Annotated in this window: 24 protein-coding genes and 1 pseudogene; 21 read left to right on the forward strand and 4 right to left on the reverse strand. The window is 43.6% G+C overall.

Annotated features, from left to right (window positions below; genetic code table 11):
* The 3 genes and pseudogenes from Q0I54_RS09070 to frlD all read left to right on the forward strand — a co-directional run.
* Positions 1–301 (forward strand): annotated as a pseudogene (locus tag Q0I54_RS09070) (SIS domain-containing protein); the annotation flags it as partial.
* A 145-nt stretch (positions 302–446) separates the two neighbouring features.
* Positions 447–1,283, forward strand: coding sequence for a fructoselysine 3-epimerase (frlC, locus tag Q0I54_RS09075; RefSeq protein WP_296118140.1), 837 nt, complete (start codon positions 447–449; stop codon positions 1,281–1,283).
* Positions 1,284–1,285: 2 nt separating this feature from the next.
* The gene (gene frlD, locus Q0I54_RS09080) at positions 1,286–2,083 is read left to right on the forward strand and encodes a fructoselysine 6-kinase (protein WP_296118142.1); all 798 of its coding nucleotides are present in this window, start codon (positions 1,286–1,288) and stop codon (positions 2,081–2,083) included.
* A gap of 103 nt (positions 2,084–2,186) precedes the next feature.
* Here frlD and Q0I54_RS09085 read toward each other — a convergent pair whose 3' ends face one another.
* From Q0I54_RS09085 to pyrB, 3 genes are all read right to left on the reverse strand, one after another.
* Positions 2,187–5,345: a glycoside hydrolase family 2 TIM barrel-domain containing protein gene (locus Q0I54_RS09085; protein ID WP_296118144.1), complete on the reverse strand. Its 3,159-nt coding sequence runs from the start codon at positions 5,343–5,345 to the stop codon at positions 2,187–2,189.
* 297 nt (positions 5,346–5,642) lie between these two features.
* A complete protein-coding gene (locus tag Q0I54_RS09090) occupies positions 5,643–6,068 on the reverse strand; it encodes an aspartate carbamoyltransferase regulatory subunit (RefSeq protein ID WP_109214553.1) in 426 nt (141 codons plus the stop codon).
* Between the two features lie 3 nt (positions 6,069–6,071).
* Positions 6,072–6,989 carry an aspartate carbamoyltransferase gene (pyrB, locus tag Q0I54_RS09095; RefSeq protein WP_296118147.1) on the reverse strand — a complete coding sequence of 306 codons (918 nt, stop codon included), beginning with the start codon at positions 6,987–6,989 and terminating at the stop codon, positions 6,072–6,074.
* A gap of 302 nt (positions 6,990–7,291) precedes the next feature.
* On the opposite strand from pyrB, the gene Q0I54_RS09100 reads away from it, so the two are divergent.
* The 12 genes from Q0I54_RS09100 (at position 7,292) to Q0I54_RS09155 (ending at position 20,765) form a co-directional block, all read left to right on the forward strand.
* Positions 7,292–8,785, forward strand: a complete 1,494-nt coding sequence (locus tag Q0I54_RS09100; protein ID WP_296118148.1) for a UDP-N-acetylmuramoyl-L-alanyl-D-glutamate--2,6-diaminopimelate ligase — start codon at positions 7,292–7,294, stop codon at positions 8,783–8,785.
* A gap of 36 nt (positions 8,786–8,821) precedes the next feature.
* Positions 8,822–11,071, forward strand: a complete 2,250-nt coding sequence (gene priA, locus Q0I54_RS09105; RefSeq protein WP_296118150.1) for a primosomal protein N' — start codon at positions 8,822–8,824, stop codon at positions 11,069–11,071.
* Positions 11,072–11,097: 26 nt separating this feature from the next.
* Positions 11,098–11,604 carry a peptide deformylase gene (gene def / locus Q0I54_RS09110; protein WP_296118152.1) on the forward strand — a complete coding sequence of 169 codons (507 nt, stop codon included), beginning with the start codon at positions 11,098–11,100 and terminating at the stop codon, positions 11,602–11,604.
* A gap of 1 nt (position 11,605) precedes the next feature.
* Positions 11,606–12,538, forward strand: a complete 933-nt coding sequence (gene fmt, locus Q0I54_RS09115; protein WP_296118153.1) for a methionyl-tRNA formyltransferase — start codon at positions 11,606–11,608, stop codon at positions 12,536–12,538.
* A 46-nt stretch (positions 12,539–12,584) separates the two neighbouring features.
* Entirely contained in the window at positions 12,585–13,310 is a 726-nt protein-coding gene (locus tag Q0I54_RS09120) for a zinc metallopeptidase (protein ID WP_294783316.1), read from the forward strand.
* On the forward strand, positions 13,297–14,610 hold the full coding sequence (gene rsmB, locus Q0I54_RS09125) for a 16S rRNA (cytosine(967)-C(5))-methyltransferase RsmB (protein WP_296118154.1): 1,314 nt from the start codon (positions 13,297–13,299) through the stop codon (positions 14,608–14,610). The genes Q0I54_RS09120 and rsmB overlap by 14 nt, the downstream gene beginning before the upstream one ends.
* A 74-nt stretch (positions 14,611–14,684) precedes the next feature.
* A complete protein-coding gene (gene rlmN / locus Q0I54_RS09130) occupies positions 14,685–15,728 on the forward strand; it encodes a 23S rRNA (adenine(2503)-C(2))-methyltransferase RlmN (protein WP_296118155.1) in 1,044 nt (347 codons plus the stop codon).
* A gap of 3 nt (positions 15,729–15,731) precedes the next feature.
* The gene (locus Q0I54_RS09135; protein WP_296118156.1) at positions 15,732–16,475 is read left to right on the forward strand and encodes a Stp1/IreP family PP2C-type Ser/Thr phosphatase; all 744 of its coding nucleotides are present in this window, start codon (positions 15,732–15,734) and stop codon (positions 16,473–16,475) included.
* Positions 16,469–18,550: a Stk1 family PASTA domain-containing Ser/Thr kinase gene (gene pknB, locus Q0I54_RS09140; protein WP_296118157.1), complete on the forward strand. Its 2,082-nt coding sequence runs from the start codon at positions 16,469–16,471 to the stop codon at positions 18,548–18,550. The genes Q0I54_RS09135 and pknB overlap by 7 nt, the downstream gene beginning before the upstream one ends.
* 9 nt (positions 18,551–18,559) lie before the next feature.
* Positions 18,560–19,441: a ribosome small subunit-dependent GTPase A gene (gene rsgA / locus Q0I54_RS09145; protein WP_296118158.1), complete on the forward strand. Its 882-nt coding sequence runs from the start codon at positions 18,560–18,562 to the stop codon at positions 19,439–19,441.
* Positions 19,442–19,457: 16 nt separating this feature from the next.
* Positions 19,458–20,111, forward strand: coding sequence for a ribulose-phosphate 3-epimerase (gene rpe, locus Q0I54_RS09150; protein WP_296118160.1), 654 nt, complete (start codon positions 19,458–19,460; stop codon positions 20,109–20,111).
* Between the two features lie 6 nt (positions 20,112–20,117).
* A complete protein-coding gene (locus Q0I54_RS09155) occupies positions 20,118–20,765 on the forward strand; it encodes a thiamine diphosphokinase (RefSeq protein ID WP_296118162.1) in 648 nt (215 codons plus the stop codon).
* Positions 20,766–20,826: 61 nt separating this feature from the next.
* Here Q0I54_RS09155 and Q0I54_RS09160 read toward each other — a convergent pair whose 3' ends face one another.
* Complete coding sequence (locus tag Q0I54_RS09160) at positions 20,827–21,423, reverse strand: AAA family ATPase (protein WP_296118163.1); 597 nt, start codon at positions 21,421–21,423, stop codon at positions 20,827–20,829.
* 190 nt (positions 21,424–21,613) lie between these two features.
* Between Q0I54_RS09160 and Q0I54_RS09165 the strand changes: the two genes are divergently transcribed.
* From Q0I54_RS09165 to Q0I54_RS09190, 6 genes are all read left to right on the forward strand, one after another.
* On the forward strand, positions 21,614–22,303 hold the full coding sequence (locus Q0I54_RS09165) for a hypothetical protein (protein ID WP_296118164.1): 690 nt from the start codon (positions 21,614–21,616) through the stop codon (positions 22,301–22,303).
* A 1-nt stretch (position 22,304) separates the two neighbouring features.
* Positions 22,305–23,063: a hypothetical protein gene (locus Q0I54_RS09170; protein ID WP_296118165.1), complete on the forward strand. Its 759-nt coding sequence runs from the start codon at positions 22,305–22,307 to the stop codon at positions 23,061–23,063.
* A gap of 70 nt (positions 23,064–23,133) precedes the next feature.
* On the forward strand, positions 23,134–24,177 hold the full coding sequence (gene trpS / locus Q0I54_RS09175) for a tryptophan--tRNA ligase (protein WP_296118166.1): 1,044 nt from the start codon (positions 23,134–23,136) through the stop codon (positions 24,175–24,177).
* 359 nt (positions 24,178–24,536) lie between these two features.
* Complete coding sequence (locus Q0I54_RS09180; RefSeq protein WP_296118167.1) at positions 24,537–25,505, forward strand: site-specific integrase; 969 nt, start codon at positions 24,537–24,539, stop codon at positions 25,503–25,505.
* A 514-nt stretch (positions 25,506–26,019) separates the two neighbouring features.
* Positions 26,020–26,472 (forward strand): DUF4869 domain-containing protein, encoded by a 453-nt coding sequence (locus Q0I54_RS09185; protein ID WP_296118168.1) that lies wholly within the window; start codon positions 26,020–26,022, stop codon positions 26,470–26,472.
* The gene (locus Q0I54_RS09190; RefSeq protein ID WP_296118169.1) at positions 26,462–26,863 is read left to right on the forward strand and encodes an ATPase; all 402 of its coding nucleotides are present in this window, start codon (positions 26,462–26,464) and stop codon (positions 26,861–26,863) included. Before Q0I54_RS09185 ends, Q0I54_RS09190 begins: the two co-directional genes overlap by 11 nt.
* The last annotated feature ends 30 nt before the right edge of the window (positions 26,864–26,893 follow it).

Raw genomic sequence — 26,893 nt, forward strand, 5'->3', positions numbered from 1 at the left:
AGAATTTTTCCATGGAATGCTGGAAATTGTAGACCGCGATACACCGGTTACTGTATTTGTAGGTGAAGATGCACAGCGTTCTCTGAGTGAACGAGTAGTAAAATTCCTGCCGCGTGTTTGTGCAAACTACACAGTAATTGATTCCAAAGACTACGAACTGAAAGGAATCAGCGAGGAATTCCGTGGAAATCTGTCTCATCTTGTGACCCATGCTGTAACACAGCGTATTGATGCACATATGGAGCAGATCAATTGCCATCCAATGGAAATCAGAAGATATTATCGTCAGTTTGATTATTAATGAATGTGAGCAAAAAGACAAATAATGATTCTGCGTGCTGAAAGAAGAACAAAGATGAAGTGACAAGAGGACTGCTGAAAATCAATGTTATGTTTTTCGGCAGTTCTCTTATTTGTGCAGGATATAAAAAACGAGGAGGGAATGTATGAAACTGGGAATGTTTACCAGTGGCTATCAGTATTATCCGCTGGAAGTTGCGTTTCAGGATGCGAAAAGAATCGGCTATGATTATATAGAACTCTGGGGAGGGCGTCCCCATGCATTTCCACCGGATCTGAAACGGGGCGGGATAGAACAGGTAAAGAAATTGATCGAAGTTTATGAAATGCCGGTTCATGTGTATACACCGGAGCACAATGCATATCCTTACAATTATATGATCGGAGATTCCAGCCAGCGTAAGGAAGCAGTAGATTATCTCAAAACAGCAATTGAAATGGGAAAAGAAATGGGGGCAGAATACACACTTATTTCTACCGGTCACGCGGAAAATACCATAAGCAGCAGACAAATTCAGGAGCGACTGGTTGAAACACTGAGAGAACTGGCAGAATATGCACAAAAGATCCAGGAACCGATTTTGCTGGAGACACTGACTCATTTTGAAACAAATGTATGTACTACCGCAAATGATCTGCAGGAAGTACTTGAGATGGTGGATTCTCCCTTTTTATACGGAATGTGTGATGTGGTAGTGCCATCCATTGAAGGCGAAAGTGTGATGGATTATTTTACGAAACTGGGTGACCGTTGCAGACATCTCCATCTGGTGGATTGTGATGGCAGCAGTGAGACACATGTCATTCCGGGGGATGGTGAGCTCCCGCTTCCGGAACTTCTGGAGGAAATACAGCACTTCGGTTATCATGACACAGCTACCATTGAGCTGGTAACAGCTTATATCCGGGAACCGTATGTGTATGCAAAACGGGCACATGACAGAGTGCGGCAAATGCTGTTGGAAGGAAAGGGAGGATGTTAAACATGGAGAAAAAGATTAAAGTTGCAGCTGTAGGAGACAATTGCGTGGATGCTTATGATCAGACAGGTGATGCATTTCCGGGAGGAAATCCGGTGAATGTTGCCGTATATACAGTCCGTCTTGGCGGGGAAGCATCTTATACCGGTGTCGTGGGAGACGATGCATATGGGAAATTAATGAAGGAGTCAATTGCAAAAAAAGGGGTGGATATTTCTCATTTGAAAGTGATGCCTGGCAGTACGGCTGTGACACACGTGGAAATCATAGACGGAGAGCGTATTCTCGGAGACTATGAGGAAGGCGTTATGGCTGAATTCAAGCTGAGCGAAGAAGATATTGAATTTCTTGGAAGCCATGATCTGGTCGTATCCGGAATCTGGGGGATGATAGAGAATGATCTTGAGAAAATCAAGGCTTGTGGCACCAGGATTGCTTTTGACTTTGCAACGAAATATGAAAGCCCTGTGATTGATATCGCAATTCCATTTGTGGATTATGCATTTTTTGCCTATGATGGAGAAGATGAAGAATGGATGCGAAACTTCATGGAAGAAATGCAGGAAAAAGGAGCAAAGACCGTCATTGTCACCAGAGGTACAAAAGGAAGTATTGCTTATGACGGCACAAGTTATACGGAGTTTGGAATTATCCCATGCGACGTTGTGGATACAATGGGAGCCGGTGACAGTTTCATTGCAGGCTTTTTATATGGTGTGTTACAGGGAAAATCATTACAGGAAAGTATGGAACAGGGAGCAAAGAACAGCAGTGTGACACTGGGATATAGCGGAGCCTGGTAAGATCGAAATGAAAGAAAAGCGTCCTTTGCAGGGCGCTTTTCTTTATCAGAGACTTATTTTACAGCCCCTTTTTGTATTATAATCACATGATTTGGCTGCTAAATTACAAAATTTCCGGTTTCAAGTGGAAAGAAAACGTATAATGAGTATCGTCCAGGCGATATTCTTTTGCCAGCTGAGGACCACAGCTTCCGGAACCGATACCACTCTGTCTGTAATCGATACAGAATACGGTGTATCCGGATTTCTCCAGTTCATAATTATGACCTTTTGTGGTCAGTTCTTCTTCTGTATACTCGGACAGATTAAAGGAAATCGGCTGCTCGTTATATACGGTCAGTTTCCGGCTGTCATCAGCAACACTGACATATTCGCAATGATAGTGGCTTCCGTTTTCCTGCGGACGCATGTAATCTTCATGCAGATCACAGACACGGGAAGTAAATTTGCCAAGATAGCTTGCCCGGCGTTTGTCGATATAGCTCTCATGAGGTCCGTATCCAAAGTATTCTGCCTGATTCATACGTTTTGACAGGAACAGGCGGATACCAAGTCGAGGGAGAAATGCCTCATTTGCCTGGAATGGATTGTCATTTTCTGTCACATCCTCGAAGTATTCGCCATACATGCCTCGCATGATCGCATCCCGCTCAATCTCCATGCTGGATCTGACAATTCCATCCGGTGTGATGATCCATTCTGCATCAATATCCAGGAAACGCTGCCGGAAGACAGGTGCCATGGAAGATGTTGTGTGCAGTTTCAGGGAACCATCTGCCAGTGCTTCGACAGTAGTATCATAAGCACGCTGTGTCATTTTATCATAACCTGCTTCATACCACAGTGTTTTAACTACACGGTCATTATCTGTCGGTGCACGCCAGATATTCATTTCCATCGGACGTTTTAAGAAGCTGTGATTTTTGTAGATCATGCTGTCAAACATACCGGTGAGTTTGTTGTATACATAGACGAAGTCAACACCGTTGATCGTAATGACACGATCATTTTCTGTATAAGTAATAGCAGAAGCGGTGCCATTTGCGGCACAAGAGCAGGAGTCTGCAGCTGCTTTTTCTGCATCCAGCAGAGCGGTTAATGTATCCGTGCAGTCTTCGTTCAACATGATCTGGTCAAAACCTAGTTTGAAACCAGCTGGTGTAAATGGCTTTTCATGTAACTGATGAGAACGGATGATAACAGAGCAGGCACCGTTTTCTAATGGCTTGATCGGCAGCTGCACGGTCTTTTTGCTTCTTGGAGCAACATCTAACAGATCAGTATCCCGGATCTCACCGGAAGCAACTGCCATACCATTTTGCAGGATTTCATAGGTCAGATATAATTCTTCTTTTAAGTTTGTAAAATCCAGATTGTTCTGCAGGATATAAGTACCGGAAGCAGCATTCTCCAGATGTACACGAACCGGACGATGTACATTTTTATATTCTTTTAGACCAGTGCTTGGCGTACGGTCCGGGTAAACAAGTCCGTCCATACAGAAGTTGCCATCGTGCGGATATTCACCGGAATCACCGCCGTAATAGAATTTTTTACGGCCGTCATTGGTGGTTCCCATATAAACACCGTGATCACACCATTCCCAGACAAAACCGCCCACGAAAGTGTCATATTGTTCCTCTAACTGATAGTAGTCCTCGATATCTCCAGGTCCATTTCCCATAGCATGGACAAATTCGCACTGAATAAACGGTTTATCCGGGTTATTGCCCAGATATGCATGCATTTCCGGAATTGCAGCGTACATACGGCTGCGCAGATCGATATTGGAGAAATCGGTTTTTCCGCGTTTTGGATTGCGCGGATGGTGCATGGAACTCTCATAGTGGGTCAGTCTGGTTGGATCGTAAGATTTTGTCCAGGCAAGGGCATCTTCAAAGGTGCATCCGTATCCGGCTTCATTTCCCATGGACCAGATTAGTACGCTGGTACGGTTTTTATCACGCATTACATTTTTCTGGACACGGTCTACAACGCTGTCTGTCCAGTCTTCGTTGTCAGATAAAAACGGTGGGAACGGGTTTTTCTTTCCTTCTTTCCAGATATTCAGGTTGTACAGGTTTACAACACCGTGAATCTCTATGTCGGATTCGTCGATGACATAGAAACCATATTCGTCACACAATTCATAAAACTCCGGTGCATTCGGATAATGGCTTGTGCGGATGGCATTGAAATTGTGCTGTTTCATCAGGCTCATATCTTTGCGGATATGCTCCAGTGTAACAGCAGAACCCACATAAGGATCACTGTCATGACGGTTGGCTCCGCGGAAACGGACTTTCTGACCGTTCAGGTATACAATGGCATCCCTGATGCTGATTTCACGGAAACCGATGCGCTGACGGATCGTTTCACTGTCGGTGGACAGCGTCAGTGTATACAGATACGGATGTTCTGCATTCCAGAGTGTGAGGTCGGAAGCAGAAAATGTGATGCTGTCTCCATTGGAAACACCTTCTGCAACAGTGCAGCCGCAGGCAGCGGTCAGTTTGTAAGAAACCGGGATGGATTCACCGGCAAAGGTCAGCGGGATCGTTACATCAGCAGCGGTATAGTTGTCCTTTAACTGCGTCTGGACAAAAAAATCGCGGATATAATTTTGAGGTCTGGCCAATACATAAACATCACGGAAAATACCGGAATTACGGAATTTGTCCTGATCCTCCAGATAACTGCCGTCGCACCATTTCAGAACGAGAACGGCAAGGGTGTTTTCACCTTCCCGCAGAGCATTCGTAATATCAAATTCACCGGTGGAATGAGAAACCTGATGATATCCGATAAATATGCCGTTTAACCATACATAATAACAGGAATCCACACCTTCAAAATTCAGATGGTAAGTTGCGGTTCCTTCCGGCTTCCTGTATGTAAAGCTGCGAACATAAGCACCACATGGATTTTCATGCGGTACATATGGCGGATCAAACGGGAACGGATAGCGTGTATTGGTATACTGATGGATATCGTAGCCGTGATCCTGCCAGTTGGACGGAACCGGAATTGTGTTAAAGTGACGGGTATCAAAGCCTTCTTCGTAAAAAGCTTCCTGACAATCATAAATGCTGTCAAAATACCGGAATTTCCAGTCGCCATTTAACAATAAGAAACGATCCGTTTCCGTACGGCTCCTCCAGTCTGGATCCTGAGCCGGTGATGTCGGAATGTAATAAGCACGCATCGGCTCATCGTTGACACCAAAGGTATGATTGTCTTCAAAATACTTTGGAATAATCATGTAAAAACCCTCCTCATGAAAATGATTTTTTCCCTGAAATAATGAGTAAAAACGTAACCCTCATCTGGGTTTATTATATAAAAAAACAGACCACATAGCAAGGTATGCGGTCCGTTCTTCTGGAAATTATTATACAGTTCACCCGCGCCATTCGCAAAACATCCATTCTGGACTTTTTCGTAGCTTCGCTACTATTTTTGCTCATAAAAAGGCGCTCCCTTCATCACAATATATCCAGATAATTCCTCATGCAAGCATGATCATTATCTGAATACATGTGATGAGTGAACTGTAGGATTATTTCTTGTACTTTGCTTCACAGTATTTGCAGCGATATACTTCATGCTCCGGATCAGTCAGAAGAAAAATCTGATCCAGTTCCTGCTCAATAGATGTGATACAACGTGGGTTTTTGCATTTGATGACATTTGTTACAGATGTCGGAAGTTTTAATGCACGTTTCTCCACGATACGCTCATCTTTGATGATGTTTACAGTAATGTTGTGATCGATAAAACCAAGGATATCCAGGTCCAAGTTGTCGATGTTGCATTCTACTTTCAGGATATCTTTTTTACCCATCTTGTTACTTTTTGCATTTTTGATGATAGCGACACAGCAATCCAGCTCGTCCAGTTTCAGATCATGATAGATGGAAAGGCTCATGCCTGCTTTGATATGGTCTAATACAAAACCTTCTTTGATTGCACCTACGTTTAACATTGCTTATACCTCCATTCCTAATAATGTAAGAATCAGGGCCATACGAACGTAAACGCCGTACTGTGCCTGTTTGAAATATACTGCTCTCGGATCATCGTCTACCTCTGTAGAGATCTCGTTTACACGAGGCAGTGGATGGAGTACCAGCATATCTTCCGGAGCAAGTTCCATTTTTGCTTTGTCTAAGATGTAGAAATCTTTCATGCGGATGTAGTCTTCCTCGTTGAAGAAACGCTCTTTTTGTACACGGGTCATGTAAAGAATATCCAGTTCCGGCAGAGCGTCTTCCAGACGAACCACCTCTTTGAATGGAACGTTGTTCTGTGCAAGGACATCTTCGCGGATATAACTTGGAACACGCAGCTCTTCCGGGGAGATAAGAACAAATTTTACATTCGGGTAACGGATCAGAGCATGAATCAGTGAGTGAACGGTACGTCCAAATTTCAGGTCACCACATAAACCAATGGTCAGATTGTCAAGATGGCCTTTGAGACTGTGAATTGTAAGAAGATCGGTAAGTGTCTGTGTCGGATGCTGATGTCCGCCATCACCTGCATTGATGACCGGGATTGTGGATTTTTCGGAGGCAACAAGCGGAGCACCTTCCTTCGGGTGGCGCATTGCACAAATATCAGCATAACTGGAGATGACACGGATGGTATCGGAAACACTTTCTCCTTTGGCAGCGGAAGAACTGTCAGCACTGGAAAAACCAAGCACAGATCCACCAAGATTTAACATAGCTGCTTCAAAACTGAGTCGTGTTCTGGTACTTGGCTCATAGAAGCAGGTAGCAAGCTTTTTGCCGGCACATGCATGTGCATATTTTTCCGGATTCTTTTCAATATCGTTCGCGAGATTGAGCAATTTATCTGTTTCTTCTACGGATAAATCTAACGGGCTCATTAAATGTCTCATAGGTCTCCTCCTTGATATGTATATATTTTCACAGCTCACATGTGATGTGTGTGTGAACTGTAAGTTTTATCTTAAATATCATATACTATGAAGTTATAAAATTCAATAGGGAGTTGCCGTTGTATGTGTAGAAATTTGACCATTCAGTCAGTGCTTTTGTGCGAAAATTCAGACTTCGTTCGAAACGGGAAAAAAGAACGGAAACGTAAGGAAAATGACTGCGTAAGTGGACTGCAAAAGACACGGAACAGCGCAAGGTTTCATATCTTAAATACAACGGTAAATCGGGGGTTGAGACTGATATGCGGCAGACGGAAAAACTGTTGCAGGGACTTAACTGTCGGCGTGTCCGGGGAGAACTGCCCCGGGAAGTGACGCAGGTGACGTATGACAGCAGAAAAACAGAGCCGGGAGCATTGTTTGTCTGCATTCGGGGAAGCAGGCAGGATGGGCATGCATTTATCCGGGAGGCGGTGGAACGGGGAGCAGCGGTGATCCTGACGGAGGAAGGGGCAATGTATGATGAACAGATAGACAGAATTTGCGACTTGTTTTGCCAGATTTGTGTGTTAGAAACTTCAGATACCAGAGTTGCTCTGGCTTCTATTTCTCGACAATGGTTTGACAATCCTCAGGAAAATTTAAATATTATCGGCGTGACCGGAACAAAAGGAAAGACCACAACAGTCTGGATGATCTGGAAGATGCTTGCGGCGGCGGGAATGAAATGTGGGCTCATCGGAACCATTGAAGTCTGCTACGGTTCCTGGCAGCAGGAAAGCAGTCACACGACTCCGGAATCGTATGAATTGTATGAAATATTGCAGAAAATGGTGGAAAACGGTTGTCAATACGTTGTGATGGAAGTTTCATCACAGGCATTGAAACTGCATCGGGTGGATGGGATCGTGTTTGAAGCTGCTGTTTTTACCAATTTGCGGGAAGACCATATCGGAGCAGGGGAACATGCGGATTTTGCAGAATATGCGGCATGCAAGCACCGGCTGTTTTGTCAGTGCCGTACCGGGATTTTTAATCAGGATGATCCGTACTGGCAGGAGATGCGGCGGGGCAGTAGCTGCAGACAGGTGATTACTTATGGATTTTCAAGACAGGCAGATTATCAGGCTTCTAATTCGCAGCTTTTGCGAGGTAGTGACCGTTTGGCGGTACAGTATGAACTGACCCGGCAGAAGGAAAAGAGGACTGTAGTAGTGAATGCTCCGGGCAAATTTTCGATATACAATTCGCTGGCTGCCATAGCTGTTGCAAAGCATTATCGGCTGCCACAGGAAGCGGTTGACCAAGTATTACACACCATTCAGGTTCCGGGCCGCATAGAAATGATTCCGGTGTCACCGCGTTTTATTGTCATCGTGGATTATGCACATAATGCCATGGCACTGGAAGCACTGCTTACCACTCTGCGGGATTATCATCCGGGGCGGATCATCTGCATTTTTGGCTGCGGCGGCAACCGGGCGTCGGAACGCAGATTTCAGATGGGGGAGGTAGCCGGACGGCTGGCGGATCTTGTGGTGGTGACCACGGATAATCCCAGAGAGGAAGACCCGGAAAAAATTGCGGATGAGATATGCCTTGGACTGGAAGCGGCAAAGGGAAAATACGGACGGATTCCGATTCGGGAAGAGGCGATTGCCTATGGAATTTCCCATGCAAAACCGGGGGATATCGTGGTCATTGCCGGAAAGGGACATGAGACGTATCAGGAGATTCAGGGACAAAAATATCCCATGGATGATCGGAAACTTGCCATGAAGTGCAAGGTTTGGTAAACTAACAGTCAGCAGAGAAGAGTACAAAGGAGTGCTATGGATAAAAATACATTGTATGCAAATATTATTATAGATATTTCTCACGAGAAACTGGATCGGACGTTTCAGTACCGGATCCCGGAGGAACTTAAGGGAGAGATTCACCCGGGAACACCGGTGGAGATTCCTTTTGGCCGCGGAAACCGCAGTGTGAACGGTTATGTAGTGGAAGTGACGGACCGGGCGGAGTTTGATCCATCCCGGCTTAAACCCATCCGCCGGATCCTGCGGGATGGAATCCCTATCGAAGGGCAGCTGATCGCCCTTGCGGCATGGATCCGCGAAAACTTCGGCGGAACCATGAATCAGGCATTGAAAACGGTGATTCCGGTGAAGCAGAAAACTGCGGAGAAGGAGAAACGCCTGATCTGGCTGAAGCCAGATGCCGTAACGGCGAAGGCGCTGCTCGGAGAGTTGCGACGCAAGCATCAGACCGCGCGAGCGCGGCTGATGGAAGCGCTGCTTAAGCAGTCTCCGCTGCCCTATGAGACCGTGACACAGAAGCTGAATATTACAGCTTCTGTGATCCGTGCCATGCAGGAGCGGGAACTGATCCGTGTGGAAACGGTTCGTAACTGGAGAAATCCACTGGACCGGATGAAAAAGCAGGGGAGCGTAGTGGCATTAAATCCGACGCAGCAGCGCATCGTGGATGAGATTCTGGCAGGATGGCAGCAGAGAGACCTGCGCCCCTGCCTGATCCACGGCGTCACCGGCAGCGGCAAGACGGAAGTATATATGGAGATTATTGAGTCCGTGGTGAAATCCGGGAAACAGGCCATCGTGCTGATCCCGGAGATTGCGCTGACGTTTCAGACCGTCCTTCGTTTTTACAACCATTTCGGAGACCGGGTATCTATTTTGAATTCCCGGATGTCCGCGGGAGAGCGTTCGGATCAGTTTGAACGGGCGAAAAACGGGCTTTTGGATGTTATGATCGGACCTAGATCTGCATTGTTCACACCTTTTCCAAATTTAGGTGTTATCATCATGGATGAAGAGCACGAAGCAGCTTACAAAAGTGAGACAGTTCCACGGTATCATGCCAGGGAGACCGCCATCGCCAGAGCCGAAATGTGTGGTGCAGGTGTGGTACTTGGTTCCGCAACGCCATCCGTGGAAAGCTATGACCGGGCAAAACAGGGACTTTACAGGCTGTTTGTCATGAAAGAGCGGGTCAGTGCCAGACCATTGCCAACGGTATATACCGTGGATCTGCGGGAAGAATTAAGAAACGGAAATCGTTCGATTTTCAGCGATAAATTGCGGGAACTGATCAACGACCGTCTGGAGAAAAAAGAGCAGATCATGCTGTTTTTAAACCGCAGAGGTGTAGCAGGATTTGTGTCCTGCCGTTCCTGCGGGGAAGTAATCAAATGTCCGCATTGTGACGTGTCACTGAACCTGCATAATAACGGAAAATTAGTCTGCCATTACTGCGGCTATGAGCAGCCAATGGTGAAAAACTGTCCTTCCTGCGGTTCTCCTTACATTGGAGGATTTAAGGCGGGTACGCAGAAAATCGAGCAGAGTGTAAAGCAGCAGTTCCCGGGAGCCAGCGTGCTGCGGATGGATCTGGATACGACCCGGAAAAAAGACGGATATGAACAGATTTTGTCTGCCTTTTCCAACCATGAGGCAGACATTCTGATCGGTACACAGATGATCGTCAAAGGACATGATTTCCCAAATGTGACGCTGGTTGGTATCCTGGCGGCGGATCTGTCCCTGCACATCAGCGATTACCGGGCACCGGAGCGGACATTTCAGCTGCTGACGCAGGCGGCGGGCCGTGCAGGCCGTGGCTGCCGGCAGGGAGAGGTTGTGATCCAGACGTATCAGCCGGAGCATTATAGCGTGGTGACAGCAGCAGCGCAGGATTACGAAGCATTTTTTGAACAGGAAATCTTTTTACGTGAGATGCTGCATTATCCGCCCAAATGGCATATGCTGGTCATTCATGCAGCGGCTTCGCAGGAAATGCTGGTCAAACAGGCACAAGATATGTTAAAATATAAGATACTGACCAAAACAGAGGAAGATGCGGCAGAAGTACAGGTTGTTGGACCGGCAGATGCGGCAGTTTCCAGGGTAAATGATATTTTTCGCAAGGTTCTTTATATCAAAGCAGCGGATTACAAGAGGCTGGTCAGTATTAAAAATATGCTGGAGACTTACATCAGTGAGGATGCGGCATTTCGGACTGTAACGATTCAGTTTGATTTTGATCCGATGAACGGATTCTAACTAATAGAGGAAACGAGGAGAGAAAAATGGCACTTAGAACAATCAGAATCATGGGTGATGAGGTATTAACAAAAACATGTCGTGAGGTAAGCAAGATCACACCGCGTATCTCCGACCTGATCTACGATATGCTGGATACAATGTATGAGGCATGTGGCGTTGGACTGGCAGCACCACAGGTTGGCGTACTCCGCAGAATCGTTGTTATTGATGTGGGAGAAGGTCCGATCATCATGGTAAATCCGGAAATCATTGAGACATCCGGCAGCCAGACCGGCGATGAGGGATGTTTGAGTCTTCCGGGAAAAGCCGGTCAGGTAACCCGACCGAATTATGTAAAAGCAAAAGCATACGATGAAAACATGGAACCATATGAGATTGAGGGCGAAGGCCTGCTGGCAAGAGCCATCTGCCATGAGCTGGATCATCTGGATGGTCATATGTATGTGGAAAAAGTAGAAGGCGAGATCCACGACGTACAGTACGCTGATCCGGAAGATGAGGAAGACTGGGAAGAAATTGAGGAAGAGTAATATGCGAGTAATATTTATGGGAACCCCGGATTTTTCCGTGGGAACGTTAGAAGCACTGATCAGGGCAGGACATGAAGTTGTACTTGCGGTAACACAGCCGGACAAGCCAAAGGGCAGAGGAAAAGCCATGCAGTTTCCGCCGGTCAAAGAAGCAGCGCTGGCGCATAATATTGAAGTTTATCAGCCCCGCCGTGTACGGGAGCCGGAGTGTGTGGAATATTTGAAGACATTTCATGCAGACATTATTGTGGTAGTTGCTTTTGGACAGATTCTGCCAAAAGAGATTCTGGAAATGCCAAAATACGGCTGTGTCAACGTACATGCTTCTCTGTTACCAAAATACAGAGGTGCAGCACCGATCCAGTGGGCTGTTATTAATGGAGAAAAAGTTTCCGGCGTCACAACCATGCGTATGGATGAAGGCCTGGATACTGGCGATATGATCATGAAAGAAGAAGTCGTTCTGGATGAAAAGGAGACCGGAGGAAGCCTGTTTGACCGTCTGAGCGAAGTTGGCGCAGATTTATGTGTCCGTACACTGAATGCCATTGAAAACGGGACTGCTACTTATACAAAGCAGGATCATGAGGCAGCGACCAAGACAACACTGATCAAAAAGCAGTTTGGCATCATTGACTGGACAAAACCGGCGGCAGAGATCGAATGTCTGATCCGTGGTTTAAATCCATGGCCGAGTGCATATACTTATCTCAATGGAAAGACATTGAAAATCTGGGCGGCAGCTGTAAAGGATGAGACATCAGACAAAGCACCGGGAGAGCTGGCAGTTGTGACAAAGCATGAAGTCGGCGTACAGACCGGAGAGGGTATTCTGATGCTGGAGGAAGTACAGCTGGAAGGCAAAAAACGCATGAGTGCAGATGCATTTTTGCGTGGAAATGCCTTAAGCGAAGGAATGAAACTGGGAAACTAAGCACGTATCGTATAGTTTCAGAATTAAGCAGAAAGAAGTGAAAAATATGCCTTACGGATATTATGGTTTTTATTGGATGGATTATACTTATATACTTGTGATTATCGGAGCGATCATCTGTCTGGCAGCATCGGCAAAAATGAACAGTACCTTCAGTTACTATCAGAGAGTGCGCAGCATGTCAGGAATGACAGGTGCCATGGCTGCAGAGCGGATCTTGCGGGATGCTGGCATTCACGATGTGCGGGTGCAGCATGTTTCAGGAAAACTGACAGATCACTATAATCCGATAAACAAGACATTGAGTCTGTCAGACAGTGTATACAACTCCACTTCTGTGGCAGCAGTAGGTGTGGCAGCGCATGAGTGCGGACACGCGATCCAGCACGCAAAAGGTTATGTACCGCTGCGGCTGCGCGGTGCCTTTGTGCCAATTGCAAATATTGGTTCTAATCTGGCCTGGCCGCTGATCCTTATTGGATTGTTTTTTCGCGGTTCCATGAGTATGGTATTTATCCAGGTGGGTATTTTTATGTTTTTCCTGGCAGTATTATTTCAGCTGATCACACTGCCAGTGGAATTCAATGCATCTCACCGGGCGATGCAGGAACTGGAGCATAGCGGTATCCTCGGTGGAGCAGAACTGAAGGACACGAGAAAGGTGCTGACTGCAGCAGCTATGACATATGTGGCGAGTGCCGCATCCATGATCCTGCAGCTTCTGAGACTGATCATCTTATTTGGAGGACGACGCAGAGATGACGAAGAATAGAAGCGATAATGTAAATACGAGAAATCTGGTTGTGGACATTCTGCTGGCAGTAACCAGAGACGGAGAATTTTCTCATATCGCCATCCGTGATGTGCTGGACAAATACCGTTATCTGCCAAAACAGGACCGGGCGTTTATCACGCGCCTGTCTCAGGGAAGTATCGAGCGGATGATCGAGCTGGATGCTATCATCAACCAGTTTTCAAAGACAAAAGTAAAGAAAATGAAACCGGTGATCGCTGCAATTTTGCGAAGCGGCGTGTATCAGTTAAAATATATGGACTCTGTACCGGACTCCGCAGCCTGTAACGAGGCGGTAAAACTTACGGTAAAACGTGGGTTTTCCGGATTGAAAGGATTTGTAAACGGCGTGATGCGAAGCATTGCACGGAATATGGATCAGGTAAAATTGCCGGATGCCAAAAAAGAGCCGGTGAAATATCTGTCCGTACGGTATTCTGTGCCGGAATGGATGGTACAGCATTTTACAGAGCAGTACGGAAAAGAAGCCTGTGAGAAGATTCTGGAAGCTTTTTTGCAGCCACATCCGACATCGGTACAGGTGGATATAGAACGGATTTCCATGGAAGAGATCACAGAATCGCTGAAACAGCAGGGAATCACCGTGAAAAAGAATGACCAGGTGGAACGTGCTCTGTTTTTATCCGGTTATGAAGCACTGGATGAAATTGAAGAATTTGAGAATGGACTTCTTTATGTACAGGATACAGCATCTATGCTGGCAGTGGAACTGGCAGCACCAAAGATGGGGGATCAGGTGATCGATGTCTGTGCTGCGCCGGGCGGAAAAAGCGTGTATGTAGCCCGGATGATCGGAGCAGATGGTCATGTGGAAGCCAGAGACCTGACCGAATATAAAGTGGAAATGATCGAGGACAATATTGACCGCTGCCAACTGTCAAATATGACAGCAAAAGTTTGGGATGCAAGAGTATTTGACCAGTCTGCGGAGCAAAAAGCAGATGTGGTCATCGCAGATCTGCCGTGTTCCGGTCTGGGTGTCATCGGTACAAAAACGGATATCAAATATAATGCATCTGAGGAAAAAATTGCAGAACTTGCAGCGCTGCAGCAGGAAATCCTTGGTGTGGTGTGTCGTTATGTCAAAGCAGGCGGAACGCTGTTGTACAGTACCTGTACCATGACGAAAGAAGAAAACGAGGATAATGTACATAAATTTTTGACGGAACATGCTGATTTTGAACTGGAACAGATGCGTCAGTGTTTTCCGTATGAAGGATGCGACGGCTTTTTTATGGCAAAAATGCATCGCAGATAATATCAGATGGAAGATGAAATCTCCCATCTCGCAGCAAAAATGCCAGAAGGCATTCTTGAACGGAGTATATATAAATGGAAAAGACAGATATCAAATCATTACCATTGGATCAGTTAGAACAGTGGGTGATCGAACACGGAGAGAAAAAGTTCAGGGCAAAACAGTTGTATCAGTGGATGCATGTCAAACTGGCAGATGACCTGGAGCAGATGAGCAATTTACCGGCAAAGTTAAGAGATCAGATTTCAGAAAACTGCACCTATACAGTATTGAAGCAAGTGACAATGCAGGAATCCGCTATCGACGGAACCAGAAAGTATCTTTTTGAACTGGAAGACCACAATATGGTGGAAAGTGTGCTGATGCGCTACAAACATGGCAATTCCGTGTGTATTTCCTCCCAGGTGGGCTGTCGTATGGGCTGTCGTTTCTGTGCGTCAACCTTAGACGGACTGGTACGAAACCTGACCCCGGCGGAAATGCTGGAACAGATTTACCGGATCAGTGCAGATACAGGAGAACGTGTGTCTAACGTGGTTGTTATGGGAACAGGTGAGCCACTGGATAACTATGAAAATCTGCTGACATTTATTCAGATGCTGACAGATGAAAATGGACTACATATCAGCCAGAGAAATATTACCGTATCTACCTGTGGCCTGGTACCGCGGATCCATGATCTGGCCAAAGCAGATTTACAGATCACGTTGGCTTTATCCCTGCATGCTTCCAATCAGGAGAAACGACTGGAACTGATGCCGGTGGCAAAAGCCTATGAGATTCATGAAGTGGTCAGTGCAATGCGGGATTATTTTGAAGAAACCGGCCGGAGAGTAACTTTCGAGTACAGTCTGGTGGCCGGTGTTAATGATACAGAGGAAGATGCAAAAGAACTGGCAGAATTGATCCGGGGCATCAATTGTCATGTCAATTTGATACCGGTAAACCCGATTAAAGAGCGTGATTTTGTGCAACCTGACGGAAAAGCGGTGCAGGAATTTAAAAATAAACTTGAAAAATGTAGAATAAATGTTACTATTAGAAGAGAAATGGGCCGTGATATAGATGGCGCATGTGGACAGTTGCGCAAGCGGTTCTCAGAAAGGCAGGACTCTTAGAAGATGAAGATAAGTTCTCTTACAGATATTGGAAGCACGAGAGAAATGAATCAGGATTATCTCTATTCCTCAGAAGAGGCTGTAGGAAAACTGCCCAATCTGTTTCTGGTAGCAGACGGGATGGGGGGACATAAAGCAGGCGAATTTGCATCCCGTTACGTGGTGGAGACGACGGTTCGTTCCATCGAGGGAAGCAAGGAGGAAGAGCCGATTGCGATTTTGTCGGAAGGTATTGAGACAGCCAATCGGAAATTGAAGGAATATGCGGATGCGCATCAACAGATGAAAGGAATGGGCACGACCGTTGTGGCTGCGGTGATTCGGGGGAGATCACTGCTTGCAGCAAATGTGGGGGACAGCCGTCTGTATGTGGTTGGTGATGAGATCACGCAGGTGACTCAGGATCATTCTCTTGTTCAGGAACTGGTGCGGCTTGGTCAGATGGATCAGGAAAGTGCGAAGACACATCCGGATAAAAATATTATCACACGGGCCGTCGGTGTGTCGGATGAGGTGAAGATTGACATCTTTGAACGGCAGCTGAACCCGGGAGAGTATATCGTACTCTGCTCGGACGGACTGACAAACATGGTGGATGACGCAGTGATTCTGCAGATCCTGCATGGAACATGTAGTCTTTCGGATAAAGCAGAGCAGCTGATTGAACTTGCAAACAAAAATGGTGGAAAAGACAATATCACTGTTATAATAATAGAACCTAGTTTAGATGAGGTGACAGAATGTTAAAAAATGGAACGTATATTGCTGACCGCTACGAAATCGTAGGAAAGGTCGGAACCGGCGGTATGTCTGACGTCTATAAGGCGAAAGATCATACCCTGGGCAGATTTGTGGCAATCAAAGTGCTGAAAGAAGAATTCAGTGAAGATACCAATTTCGTAACGAAATTCCGCAGCGAAGCACAGTCAGCAGCGGGACTTGAGCATCCGAATATCGTCAATATCTATGATGTCGGAAGCGAGAATGGCATACACTACATCGTTATGGAATACGTGGAAGGCATTACATTAAAAACTTATATTGAGAAAAAGGGACAGTTAAACTATAAGGAAACTTTGAGTATTGCCATTCAGGTGGGACGCGGTATTCAGGCAGCCCATGCGAAAAATATCGTGCATCGGGATATAAAACCGCAGAACATCATTATTTCCACAGATGGCAAAGTAAAAGTAACGGATTTCGGAATTGCCCGTGCCGTTTCTGAAAATACGATCCACTCCGACGTTATGGGATCAGTGCATTATGCATCTCCGGAGCAGGCAAGAAATGGATATGTCAGCAACAAGAGTGATATTTATTCCTTAGGTATCGTAATGTATGAGATGGTGACCGGACGTGTTCCGTTTGATGGAGACAGTACCGTAGCTGTAGCAATCCAGCATCTGCAGGATGAGATGGTTCCACCAAGCACTTATGCGCCGAACCTGCCAATCAGCCTGGAAAAAATCATCCAGAAATGTACCCAGAAGAGCCCGGATCGCCGCTATGATTCCATGGAGAGTCTGCTGATCGATCTGCGCAAATCACTGCTGAACCCGGATGAGGATTTCGTAACTCTGGTGCCGTTCAGCCAGGAAAAAACAAGAGTTTTAACGGATGATGAAGTAAATCAGATCAAAAAGCAGACAGAAAATGTGAAGACAGATCCGCAACCGGAAGCAGAGCAGAACACAAAAGCGGATCAGGATGCGGATGATGAAGATTATGATATGAGCGAATACGATGAGGATGACGATGAGGAAGAAGGCCGTTTCCTGAATTCCAAGATGGAAAAAATCGTCGGTATCATGCGAATCGTCGTAGCAATCGTAATAGCCATTATTGTAATTTATATTGTTGGAAGCTTTTTTGATATCTTCCATTTTGGACCTGGAAATAAAAATAATAAAAAAGACGATACATCCATCACACAGCAGGAAGAAGAAACCGTTGTCATGATCGATCTGAAAGGAAAAACACTTTCTGAAGCTAAGACGGAGCTTGAAAAGCTTGGTCTGAAAGTCAGCGAATCCGGAACAGAAATTTCTGATGAATATGAAAAAGGTCAGATCATTGATCAGGATGTGGCAAAAGGAGAAACTGTTAAGACAGGTACGACAGTTAAAGTTACAGTTTCCGCAGGATCTGAGGAAGAAAATGCAGAAGAAGTTGATGTGCCGGATGTGACAGGAAAAACATCCGATTCTGCAATGTCAGCTCTCGAGGCAAAGAACCTTACGGTTAGCCGTGAATTTGAATTCAGCAATGATGTGCCGGCTGGTCAGGTTGTACGTCAGGATCCGAAGGCTGGAACTACCGTAAAAGAAGGTACAAAAGTAACAATTTACGTCAGTCAGGGAAGTGAATCTGTCAAAGTACCGAATGTAAAAGGAATGTCAGAATCCGATGCAAAAAAAGCACTTTCTGATTTTACTGTTACTACAAGTACCGAGTATAGCGATTCTGTGGCGGCCGGAAATGTCATCAGCCAGAGTATTGATGCAGGTCAGTATGTAGATAAAGGAGCTTCCATCACAATCGTAGTCAGCAGCGGACCGGAGCAGATCTCCTATTACATCAGATCTCAGGTGAAAGCGCCGACAGATGTAACGGTAACATCTGCAGACATTGAACTGTACAAATCCGGTGGAAGTGATCTCATCAACAGCTGGAATGGTGTGACATCATTCCCGTATACTGTTGAGGAACACAATATCGATGTGCCAAAGGGAACGATTGTGATCACATGGCATTATACCGATGCAGATGGAAATGCAGCAACTTCCACACAGGAAAAAGAGATTTCTTTCAACAAAGAGTAAAGAAAAAGTATGAAACAGGGAAAGATTGTAAAAGGGATTGCCGGATTCTACTACGTTTCTGTAGTAGGATCCGGTATCTATGAATGTAAAGCAAAAGGTGCCTTCCGCCAGAAAAAGATGAAACCACTGGTGGGAGACAATGTAGAAATTGATATTATCAATGAAGAGGAAAAGACCGGGAACGTGGTGGAGATCCTTCCAAGAAAAAATGCACTGATCCGACCGGCAGTAGCCAATGTGGATCAGGCACTGGTTATTTTTGCGGGAACTTCTCCTAAACCGAATCTGAATCTGCTGGATCGGTTTTTGCTGATGATGGAGCAGCAGGAGATACCGACGCTGATCTGTTTTAATAAAGAGGATCTGGCTTCGGAAGAAGAAATTCAGGAGCTGCGGGATGCCTATGAGACCAGTGGATATCCATTGTTTTTCCTGAGTGCAAAGGAAGAAAAGGGAATTACTGCGCTGCGAGAGGCATTGCAGGGAAAGACAACAACTGTTGCAGGACCGTCAGGTGTTGGAAAATCTACACTGATCAATCTGCTGGCGCCGGATGTGCAGATGGAGACCGGAGCCATCAGTGAGAAGATCCAGCGAGGCAAACATACCACCCGTCATTCTCAGTTGATCTTGCTGGATGAAGAGACGTATATCTTTGATACGCCGGGATTCAGTTCCCTTGCTTCTGATTTTTTTGAAAAAGAGACACTGGGAAACTTATTCCCAGAGTTTGTGGAGTATGAACAGAACTGCCGTTTTACCGGATGCAGCCATATCGGTGAGCCGGACTGCGGCGTGAAAGAGGCACTGGCAGAAGGGAAAATAAGCCAGAGCCGTTATAATAATTACGTACAGATTTATAATGAACTAAAAGAAAAGAGAAAGTATTAACAAAGGAGTATAAAAAATGAATTGTTTATCACCGTCACTGCTTGCATCTGATTTTTCAATTCTTGGCGAGCAGGTAAAAATGCTGGATGAGGCAGGCGCACAGTATGTGCATATCGATGTTATGGATGGAAGTTTTGTGCCGAGTATTTCCTTCGGACTTCCGGTTATCAAATCTATCCGGAAATGTTCCGACCGTATTTTTGATGTTCATCTGATGATCGATGAGCCGGTGCGCTATATCGATGAGTTTGTAGAGGCCGGAGCAGATCTGATCACCGTACATGCAGAGGCGTGCAAACATCTGGATCGAACCATTCATGCTATCAAAGACCGTGGCGTGCTGGCAGGCGTAGCCTTGAACCCGGCGACTCCGCTTTCCGTGCTGGATTACATTCTGCCGGAGTGCGATATGGTGTTGCTGATGAGTGTCAATCCGGGATTTGGCGGACAGAAATACATTCCATATACGACACAGAAGATTCGTGATCTGAAGAAAATGATGGAAGAGAAACATTGCCAGGCTGATATTGAGGTTGATGGTGGTGTGTCATTGAAAAATGTGCAGGAAGTGCTCGATGCCGGAGCGAATATCATCGTAGCTGGAACGGCAGTATTTAAAGGCGATATCAAAGAAAATGTGGAAGCATTTCTTGATATTATGGAAAAATAAGACGTTATGCAGTGTTTAATTATTACTGGTGGAAGTATAGACTATGACTTTGCTATCAAATATATAGAAGAGAGAATGTGGGATTATATTATATGTGCTGACGCGGGAATGAAGTTTTGCCATGAGGCAGAAATTTTACCGGATTTGATCCTGGGAGATTTTGACTCAGTAGATGAGGAATCCTATGAGTACTTCAAGACAGTTTGCCCGGAGCGAATGGAACAATTTCCAACACATAAAGATGAGACAGATACGGAGCTTGCATTACTTCGTGCGATTGAGGCCGGAGCGGATGCAGTCACGATGATCGGTGCTACCGGAACACGTCTGGACCATGTCATGGGAAATATTCAGATGCTGAAGCTGGCTTTGGACAGACAAGTATCCTGTCAGATCGTAGATGCTCACAACCGGATTCGGATGGTACAGGGAGAGGTTACGTTAAAAAAAGCAGATCAGTTTGGAAAGTATGTTTCATTGCTTCCATTTACACCTGAGGCGACCGGTATTACATTAAAGGGGTTTGCTTATGAAGTGGAAGATTTTACGCTGGTCAGCGGAACTGCCCGCGGAGTGAGCAATGAACTGGACGCAGAAACAGCAACGATCCACTGTAAAGATGGCATACTGCTTGTGATAGAGTCGAGAGATTAGCAAAGATGAGCAGTATTATAAATAAAAATCCGTGAGTGCAGCACTCACGGATTTTATTATATTACATATTAGATTGAATCAATTCTATAATATACTGTACGCAGCGGTCGATACCAAGTACACTGGTATTCAGACACATGCAGTGATTCTTTGGATCACCCCATTTGCGGTCAGTATAGTATTCATAATGAAGCCGTCTCTTTTTATCCATGCCACGGTTCATTGCCAGAGCTTCTTTTTCCGGTAAATTGAACAGCTGCTGGGTACGTGAAATTTTTTCAGCTTCATTTCCATATACAAAGATATGATATGTATCCGGCCGATCTTTCAAAATGTAATCTGCGCAGCGTCCGATAATAACGCAGGAACCTTTTTTGGAAATCTCCTGAATGACCTGCGTCTGCGCAGCATAGACCTGGTCAGAAAGAGAACTTCCAGTGTGATCACGGCCGACAAATGCGTAGGCAAACATATTTTTGGAAGGGGCATATTCAGACTGCTCCTTTACAAAATCTTCTGAAAAGCCAGTTTTGTCTGCAATTTCCTGAATGATATCCTTGTCATAGAAAGGAATATTCATTTTTTCTGCAATTTTTTCCCCAATAACGTGACCACCGCTTCCAAATTCACGACTGATAGTAATGATCGTCTGTTTCATAAGTCATACCTTCTTTCCTATATTGTAAAAACTGTATTTACCCATCTATATTATAACATATGGGGGAGGGAAAATGTAACATACAGATTTGAAAATGTGTTTACAATATATATAAACATAACATATAAACTTAACCAATAAAATTGAAAATAGAAAAAAAGTATGTTAAAATGATAGCGGGGTGATAATTTTGAAAGATATAAATATAATTTATGCAGATTTATTACAGCAAAAAAGAGAATCGGTTGAACGTTTAGTGGAATATCAGAAAAAATTAGATCAGTTGCAGGAGAAAAAAAGTAACATCACAATCAAAAAGATTAATGGAGAACTGTATTATTATGCACAGCATCGTGAAAATGGGAAAGTGGTTAGTAAATATCTGGGAGTAGTAAATCCGGGAAGTATTGCAGATGAAGAAAAAAAACAGATACAGATTACTGATTTATCAGAAAAAGTGAAGAAGTTGAAATTAGATATTGAAAGCCTTGAACAGATGATAAAATGTTTTGTGAAGAGAAAAAAACAAGACACTATTTTAGATAGTTTTTCGTTTGAGGTATATTGGAAAGACGATATTACGGCACGTGTGTATGTAAAAGGAAAAAATGTTACTGTTTCAAGATTTACAGATAATCCAGGAAAACAGCTTTTTGCAGAGAAAAAAATGACACGATATCAGCTTGGAAAGATTTTTGAAATGCGTTGCTGGGAAAAGGAACGAGCTGATATTAATGAAATATTGGGAAATTTAGGATTAAAAGAATACAACCCATATGAAATTGTTCGAAAAACACATGGGGTAAGCCATAATGATTACATTTGGTTTCGATTTCCGGGAGAAGCATTGAGTAGTAAGGATGTATTGGTGAGGGATTAAGATGTTTTATGAAAATATTGAAAATCAATATATTGTAATGCAGGAAGGAACAAGCGAGGGAACTCAGATAAAATATAAGAAAAACGGGTACTGGTATAAAAAAGACAGCCGAGGAAACGAAGGATTAACGGAGTATCTGGTATCCGAGTTAATGCGATATACCTCATTGAAAGGTGATGAATATATAAAATATGAAAATGGAATAATTAATGGCGTGTCAGGATGCAGAAGTAAAAATTTTTTGAAAAAAGATCAGGAATTGATAACATTTTATCGCCTGTATTATAATGAAATGGGAAAAAATCTTGCAGCTGTTCTTAATAATATGGAACGAATGGAAGAGCGTATAGAATATGTGCTAGATTTTATAAAGCAAAGCTGCAGAATAGATATTAGAGACTATTTGAAAAAAGTACTAACATTAGACATGCTTGTGTTGAATGAAGACCGACATTTAAATAATTTAGCAATTATTATGGAAAATGATAGTTTTTATCCATCACCTATATTCGATAACGGAGTATCTCTTTTGACGGCAAATCAAAGTGTTAACTGGAATTTCTCGATAGAGGAAAATGTAAAGCGGGTTACAGCAAGACCATTTTCAGGTTCACATGAAAAAATGGTAAATTATTTGGGAATAGGATTTGAAATGAACTGTACAGAAGCATTAGCAAGGCTTGAGTCAGAACCACAATCAAGAGAAAGAGATGTATTGATTTACCAGATTCACAGATATCGGCATTTACTGAAGAAATAAACGTCTCCTTTGGTTGACGATAAAGCTCTGGTGGCATATAATACTAGGTATGTAAAGGAGTAGCAGAAACATGAGTAAAATTATTTTAACAGGTGATCGCCCGACAGGCCGTCTTCATGTCGGACATTACGTGGGATCATTGAAAGAAAGAGTTCGTCTGCAGAATTCCGGGCTGTATGACGAGATTTTTATTATGATAGCAGATGCACAGGCATTGACAGATAATGCAGAGCATCCGGAGAAAGTTCGTCAGAACATTATCCAGGTTGCACTTGATTATCTGGCATGCGGTATTGATCCGGAGAAAGCAAACATCTTTATTCAGTCCATGGTACCGGAACTGACAGAGTTGACATTCTATTATATGAATCTGGTAACCGTATCCAGAGTTCAGAGAAATCCTACCGTAAAAGCTGAGATTCAGCAGAAAAATTTTGAGTCCAGCATCCCGGTTGGTTTTTTCTGTTATCCGATCAGCCAGGCAGCAGATATTACTGCATTCCGTGCCACAACCGTTCCGGCTGGCGAGGATCAGATGCCGATGATCGAGCAGTGCAAAGAAATTGTTCATAAATTCAACAGCGTATATGGCGAGACACTGACAGAGCCTGAAATCGTACTTCCGACCAATCAGGCATGCTTACGTCTGCCGGGTATCGATGGTAAGGCAAAAATGAGTAAATCACTTGGAAACTGCATTTACCTGTCCGACGAATCCGAAGATATTAAGAAAAAAGTAATGTCTATGTTTACCGATCCGAATCATCTGAGAGTAGAGGATCCGGGCCGTGTAGATGGAAACCCGGTATTCATTTATCTGGATGCATTCAGCAAACCGGAGCATTTTGCAGAATATTTGCCGGATTACCAGAATCTGGACGAGCTGAAAGCACACTATACTCGCGGTGGTCTTGGCGATGTGAAAGTAAAGAAATTCCTGAATAATGTACTGCAGGAAGAACTTGCACCGATCCGTGAGAGACGTAAAATGTGGGAGCAGCATATTCCGGATGTATATGACATCCTGAAAAAAGGTACAGAGGTTGCTGAGAAGAAGGCAGCAGCGACATTGAATGATGTACGTGCAGCAATGCAGATCAATTATTTTGATTAATAATAAGTGAAAACGAACCCCGCAGGGAAATTGGTGGTGTAAAGCCATTTTCCCTGCGGGGATTTTTATGTTAATAACATATAAATTTACAATTTCTTTCGGTAAAAAAAATTTCGTAGAATACGTAATACTACGAAATAGAGTATATTACTAACCCCGGAAAAAAGCAAGGATAATAAAAAGATGTCGACATATCTCGTCGAATTGTTCAATTTTTAGACTACATTTTTAATGCTATTTGTAACAATTTTTCACTATAAAATTTATACAAATGAGCAAAAAACATCTTTTCCTGTATGATTTCAAAACAGTACCATCCATGTTTCATGCTATAGTTTGTGAAAAAGGAGACATTACAAATGAGCAAATCACAAACACTTTTTAACACACTTATGGATGAATGGTTGGAGGCAAAAAAGCAAAACATCAAGAGGTCTACGTTCTGCAAATATGAACAATTGGTGCGGCTTCATGTGCGGCCATATTTCGCAAAAATTACTTGTGCAAAAATCAACCAGAAGTTCATTGATGAGTTTTATGCAACTGTCAGTAAAAAAAGCGTAGAAGGGCATCCGTTGGCAACAGGTACACTTCGCTGTTTGTGTATGATCGTAAATGGCACACTTCGACTTGCACAGGACCAGGGATACATAAAAAATCAGTATCTTCTGATACCAAAACTATCTCGTGAGTATCACCTTGTGCATGTGTTTTCAAAAGAAAATCAGACTTTACTGGAACAATACCTTTATGAGCATCCATCCCAGTATTCATGCGGGATTCTGCTGGCTCTTTACACAGGAATCCGTATCGGGGAACTGTGTGCACTGACCTATGAAAATCTGGATCTGATCAACGGATACATCAGGATCATACAAACTGTGCAGCGCACTGCTGTAATAACATCTAAAGCAAATAAAAAGAAGAAAACAGAACTTGTCATAACATCTCCAAAAAGCCGGAGCGCTTATCGAATGATTCCGCTACCGGATTTTTTGATTGAATATCTGGATCAGAATTTGATCTTTTCTAAATCTCGTCATTTTATCTTTTCAAGAACGGGAGCAGCTCCCGTGGATCCACGAACTATACAACTTTTTTATAAACAGACATTAGAGGAATTACAGATTCCATATCTGAATTTTCATTGCCTACGGCATACATTCGCAACGCGCTGTATTACCATGGGGTGGGATGTCAGAACCCTCAGTGAGGTTCTGGGGCATTCCGATATTAAGATAACAATGGAATATTATTTCCATTCATCCATGGAATACAAAAAGCTGCAAATGCAAAAAATTGAACCACTGATCCGGTGCGTTGGATAAGGCAATCGAACTTGGTATCGCAAATGTGATATAGCCATGGTACCGGCCGGAAATGTCAAGAAACATTGAATTCTAACAAAATAAAAATTATATAAATTACTTCAATCGTCATTGACGGAATAGAACACAAATGCTACACTTTGTGTAAGCATTTGGTGTTCTATTTTTCTTTTTAATAGGCAAAGGCCAGTCTTTATTCTAAAATGATCGACAGATTTCTTAATGCTTGAATTTCAAAACATAATGAGCGCAAACGAGTCAACATGCTGGCATGATTGACGAGTGGCGAATGTCGATCATGAACTGCTTTTGTTCATGATACAACAAAACAAGCAGGAAAGACTTTGTACATGATTTTGAGAAAAAGATAGAAAGAGTGACATAGTTTTAGCAGGAGGTAAGGCAATATGTTGGATGTTGAAAGAAGAAATAAAGAACAGGACGACAAATAGTATTTTGAATTCGAAATATATTTTTTGAAGGATATCTTTGAGTGGAAAAGGAGTGATATCAAATGTTAGATATATATACAGAGAAAAAAGATTCAAAAGATTGGATATTTCACAATGACTTGTATTTTAACCTGAATACAGGCAATGAAAAGATGTCACAAAAAGAAATTGATTTGATTCAACAAGTGGATGAGGCGAAGCTGACACCAGATAAGCACATTGAAACAAAATATGGTTTGGGCACAATCCGAAACTTATCATCAGGCTGTAAGACATTACTTAATATTGTGAAACATCCCGATAAGGTGGTGAATGTTGAGGAATGCGGTCCAAATGTACTTAGAATTATTTTTTCTATGGATAATATTAAGATTTATATGTCTAGACCAACGCTTTTTGATATTCCGGATGATGCAAAAATCAGATTTAATGATTCTGATATAGTTACCGGTGGCAGAGGTTATAATGCATGGTGGAGTAAGGAATATGAAAGGAGAGAAGCGGATGATTTATAAAAATGTTAGATTCAAAGCTGCTCCATTTTCATATGATTTGGAATTTGATGACAGAATTACTCTTGTAGGTGGAGACAGTGGTACCGGAAAAACAGTACTTTATGAAATGCTTGAAGATATAAGATTGACAGATGAATACAAAGCAATCAAGCTATTTAACTACAAATCAGATGATTTTTTAGAAGCAATAAAACAGTGTAGAAATAGTTTTATTGTGATAGATAATGCAGATTGTCTGATTAATGATGATGTAAGGAGATTCATTAATTTTGAGTTATCAAATCAGTATATGCTTTTCCTGCGAAATTGTGACGGACTTAATGTATCTGATAAGAGCTTTAAGGTGCTGAAGTTTGATAATAACAGGATAACACTAGAAGAGGAGTTGTGATATGAGATATTTATGGACAGAGGATACCGG

The organism is uncultured Eubacterium sp. (assembly GCF_934295145.1).
Lineage (GTDB): Bacteria > Bacillota > Clostridia > Lachnospirales > Lachnospiraceae > Eubacterium_I.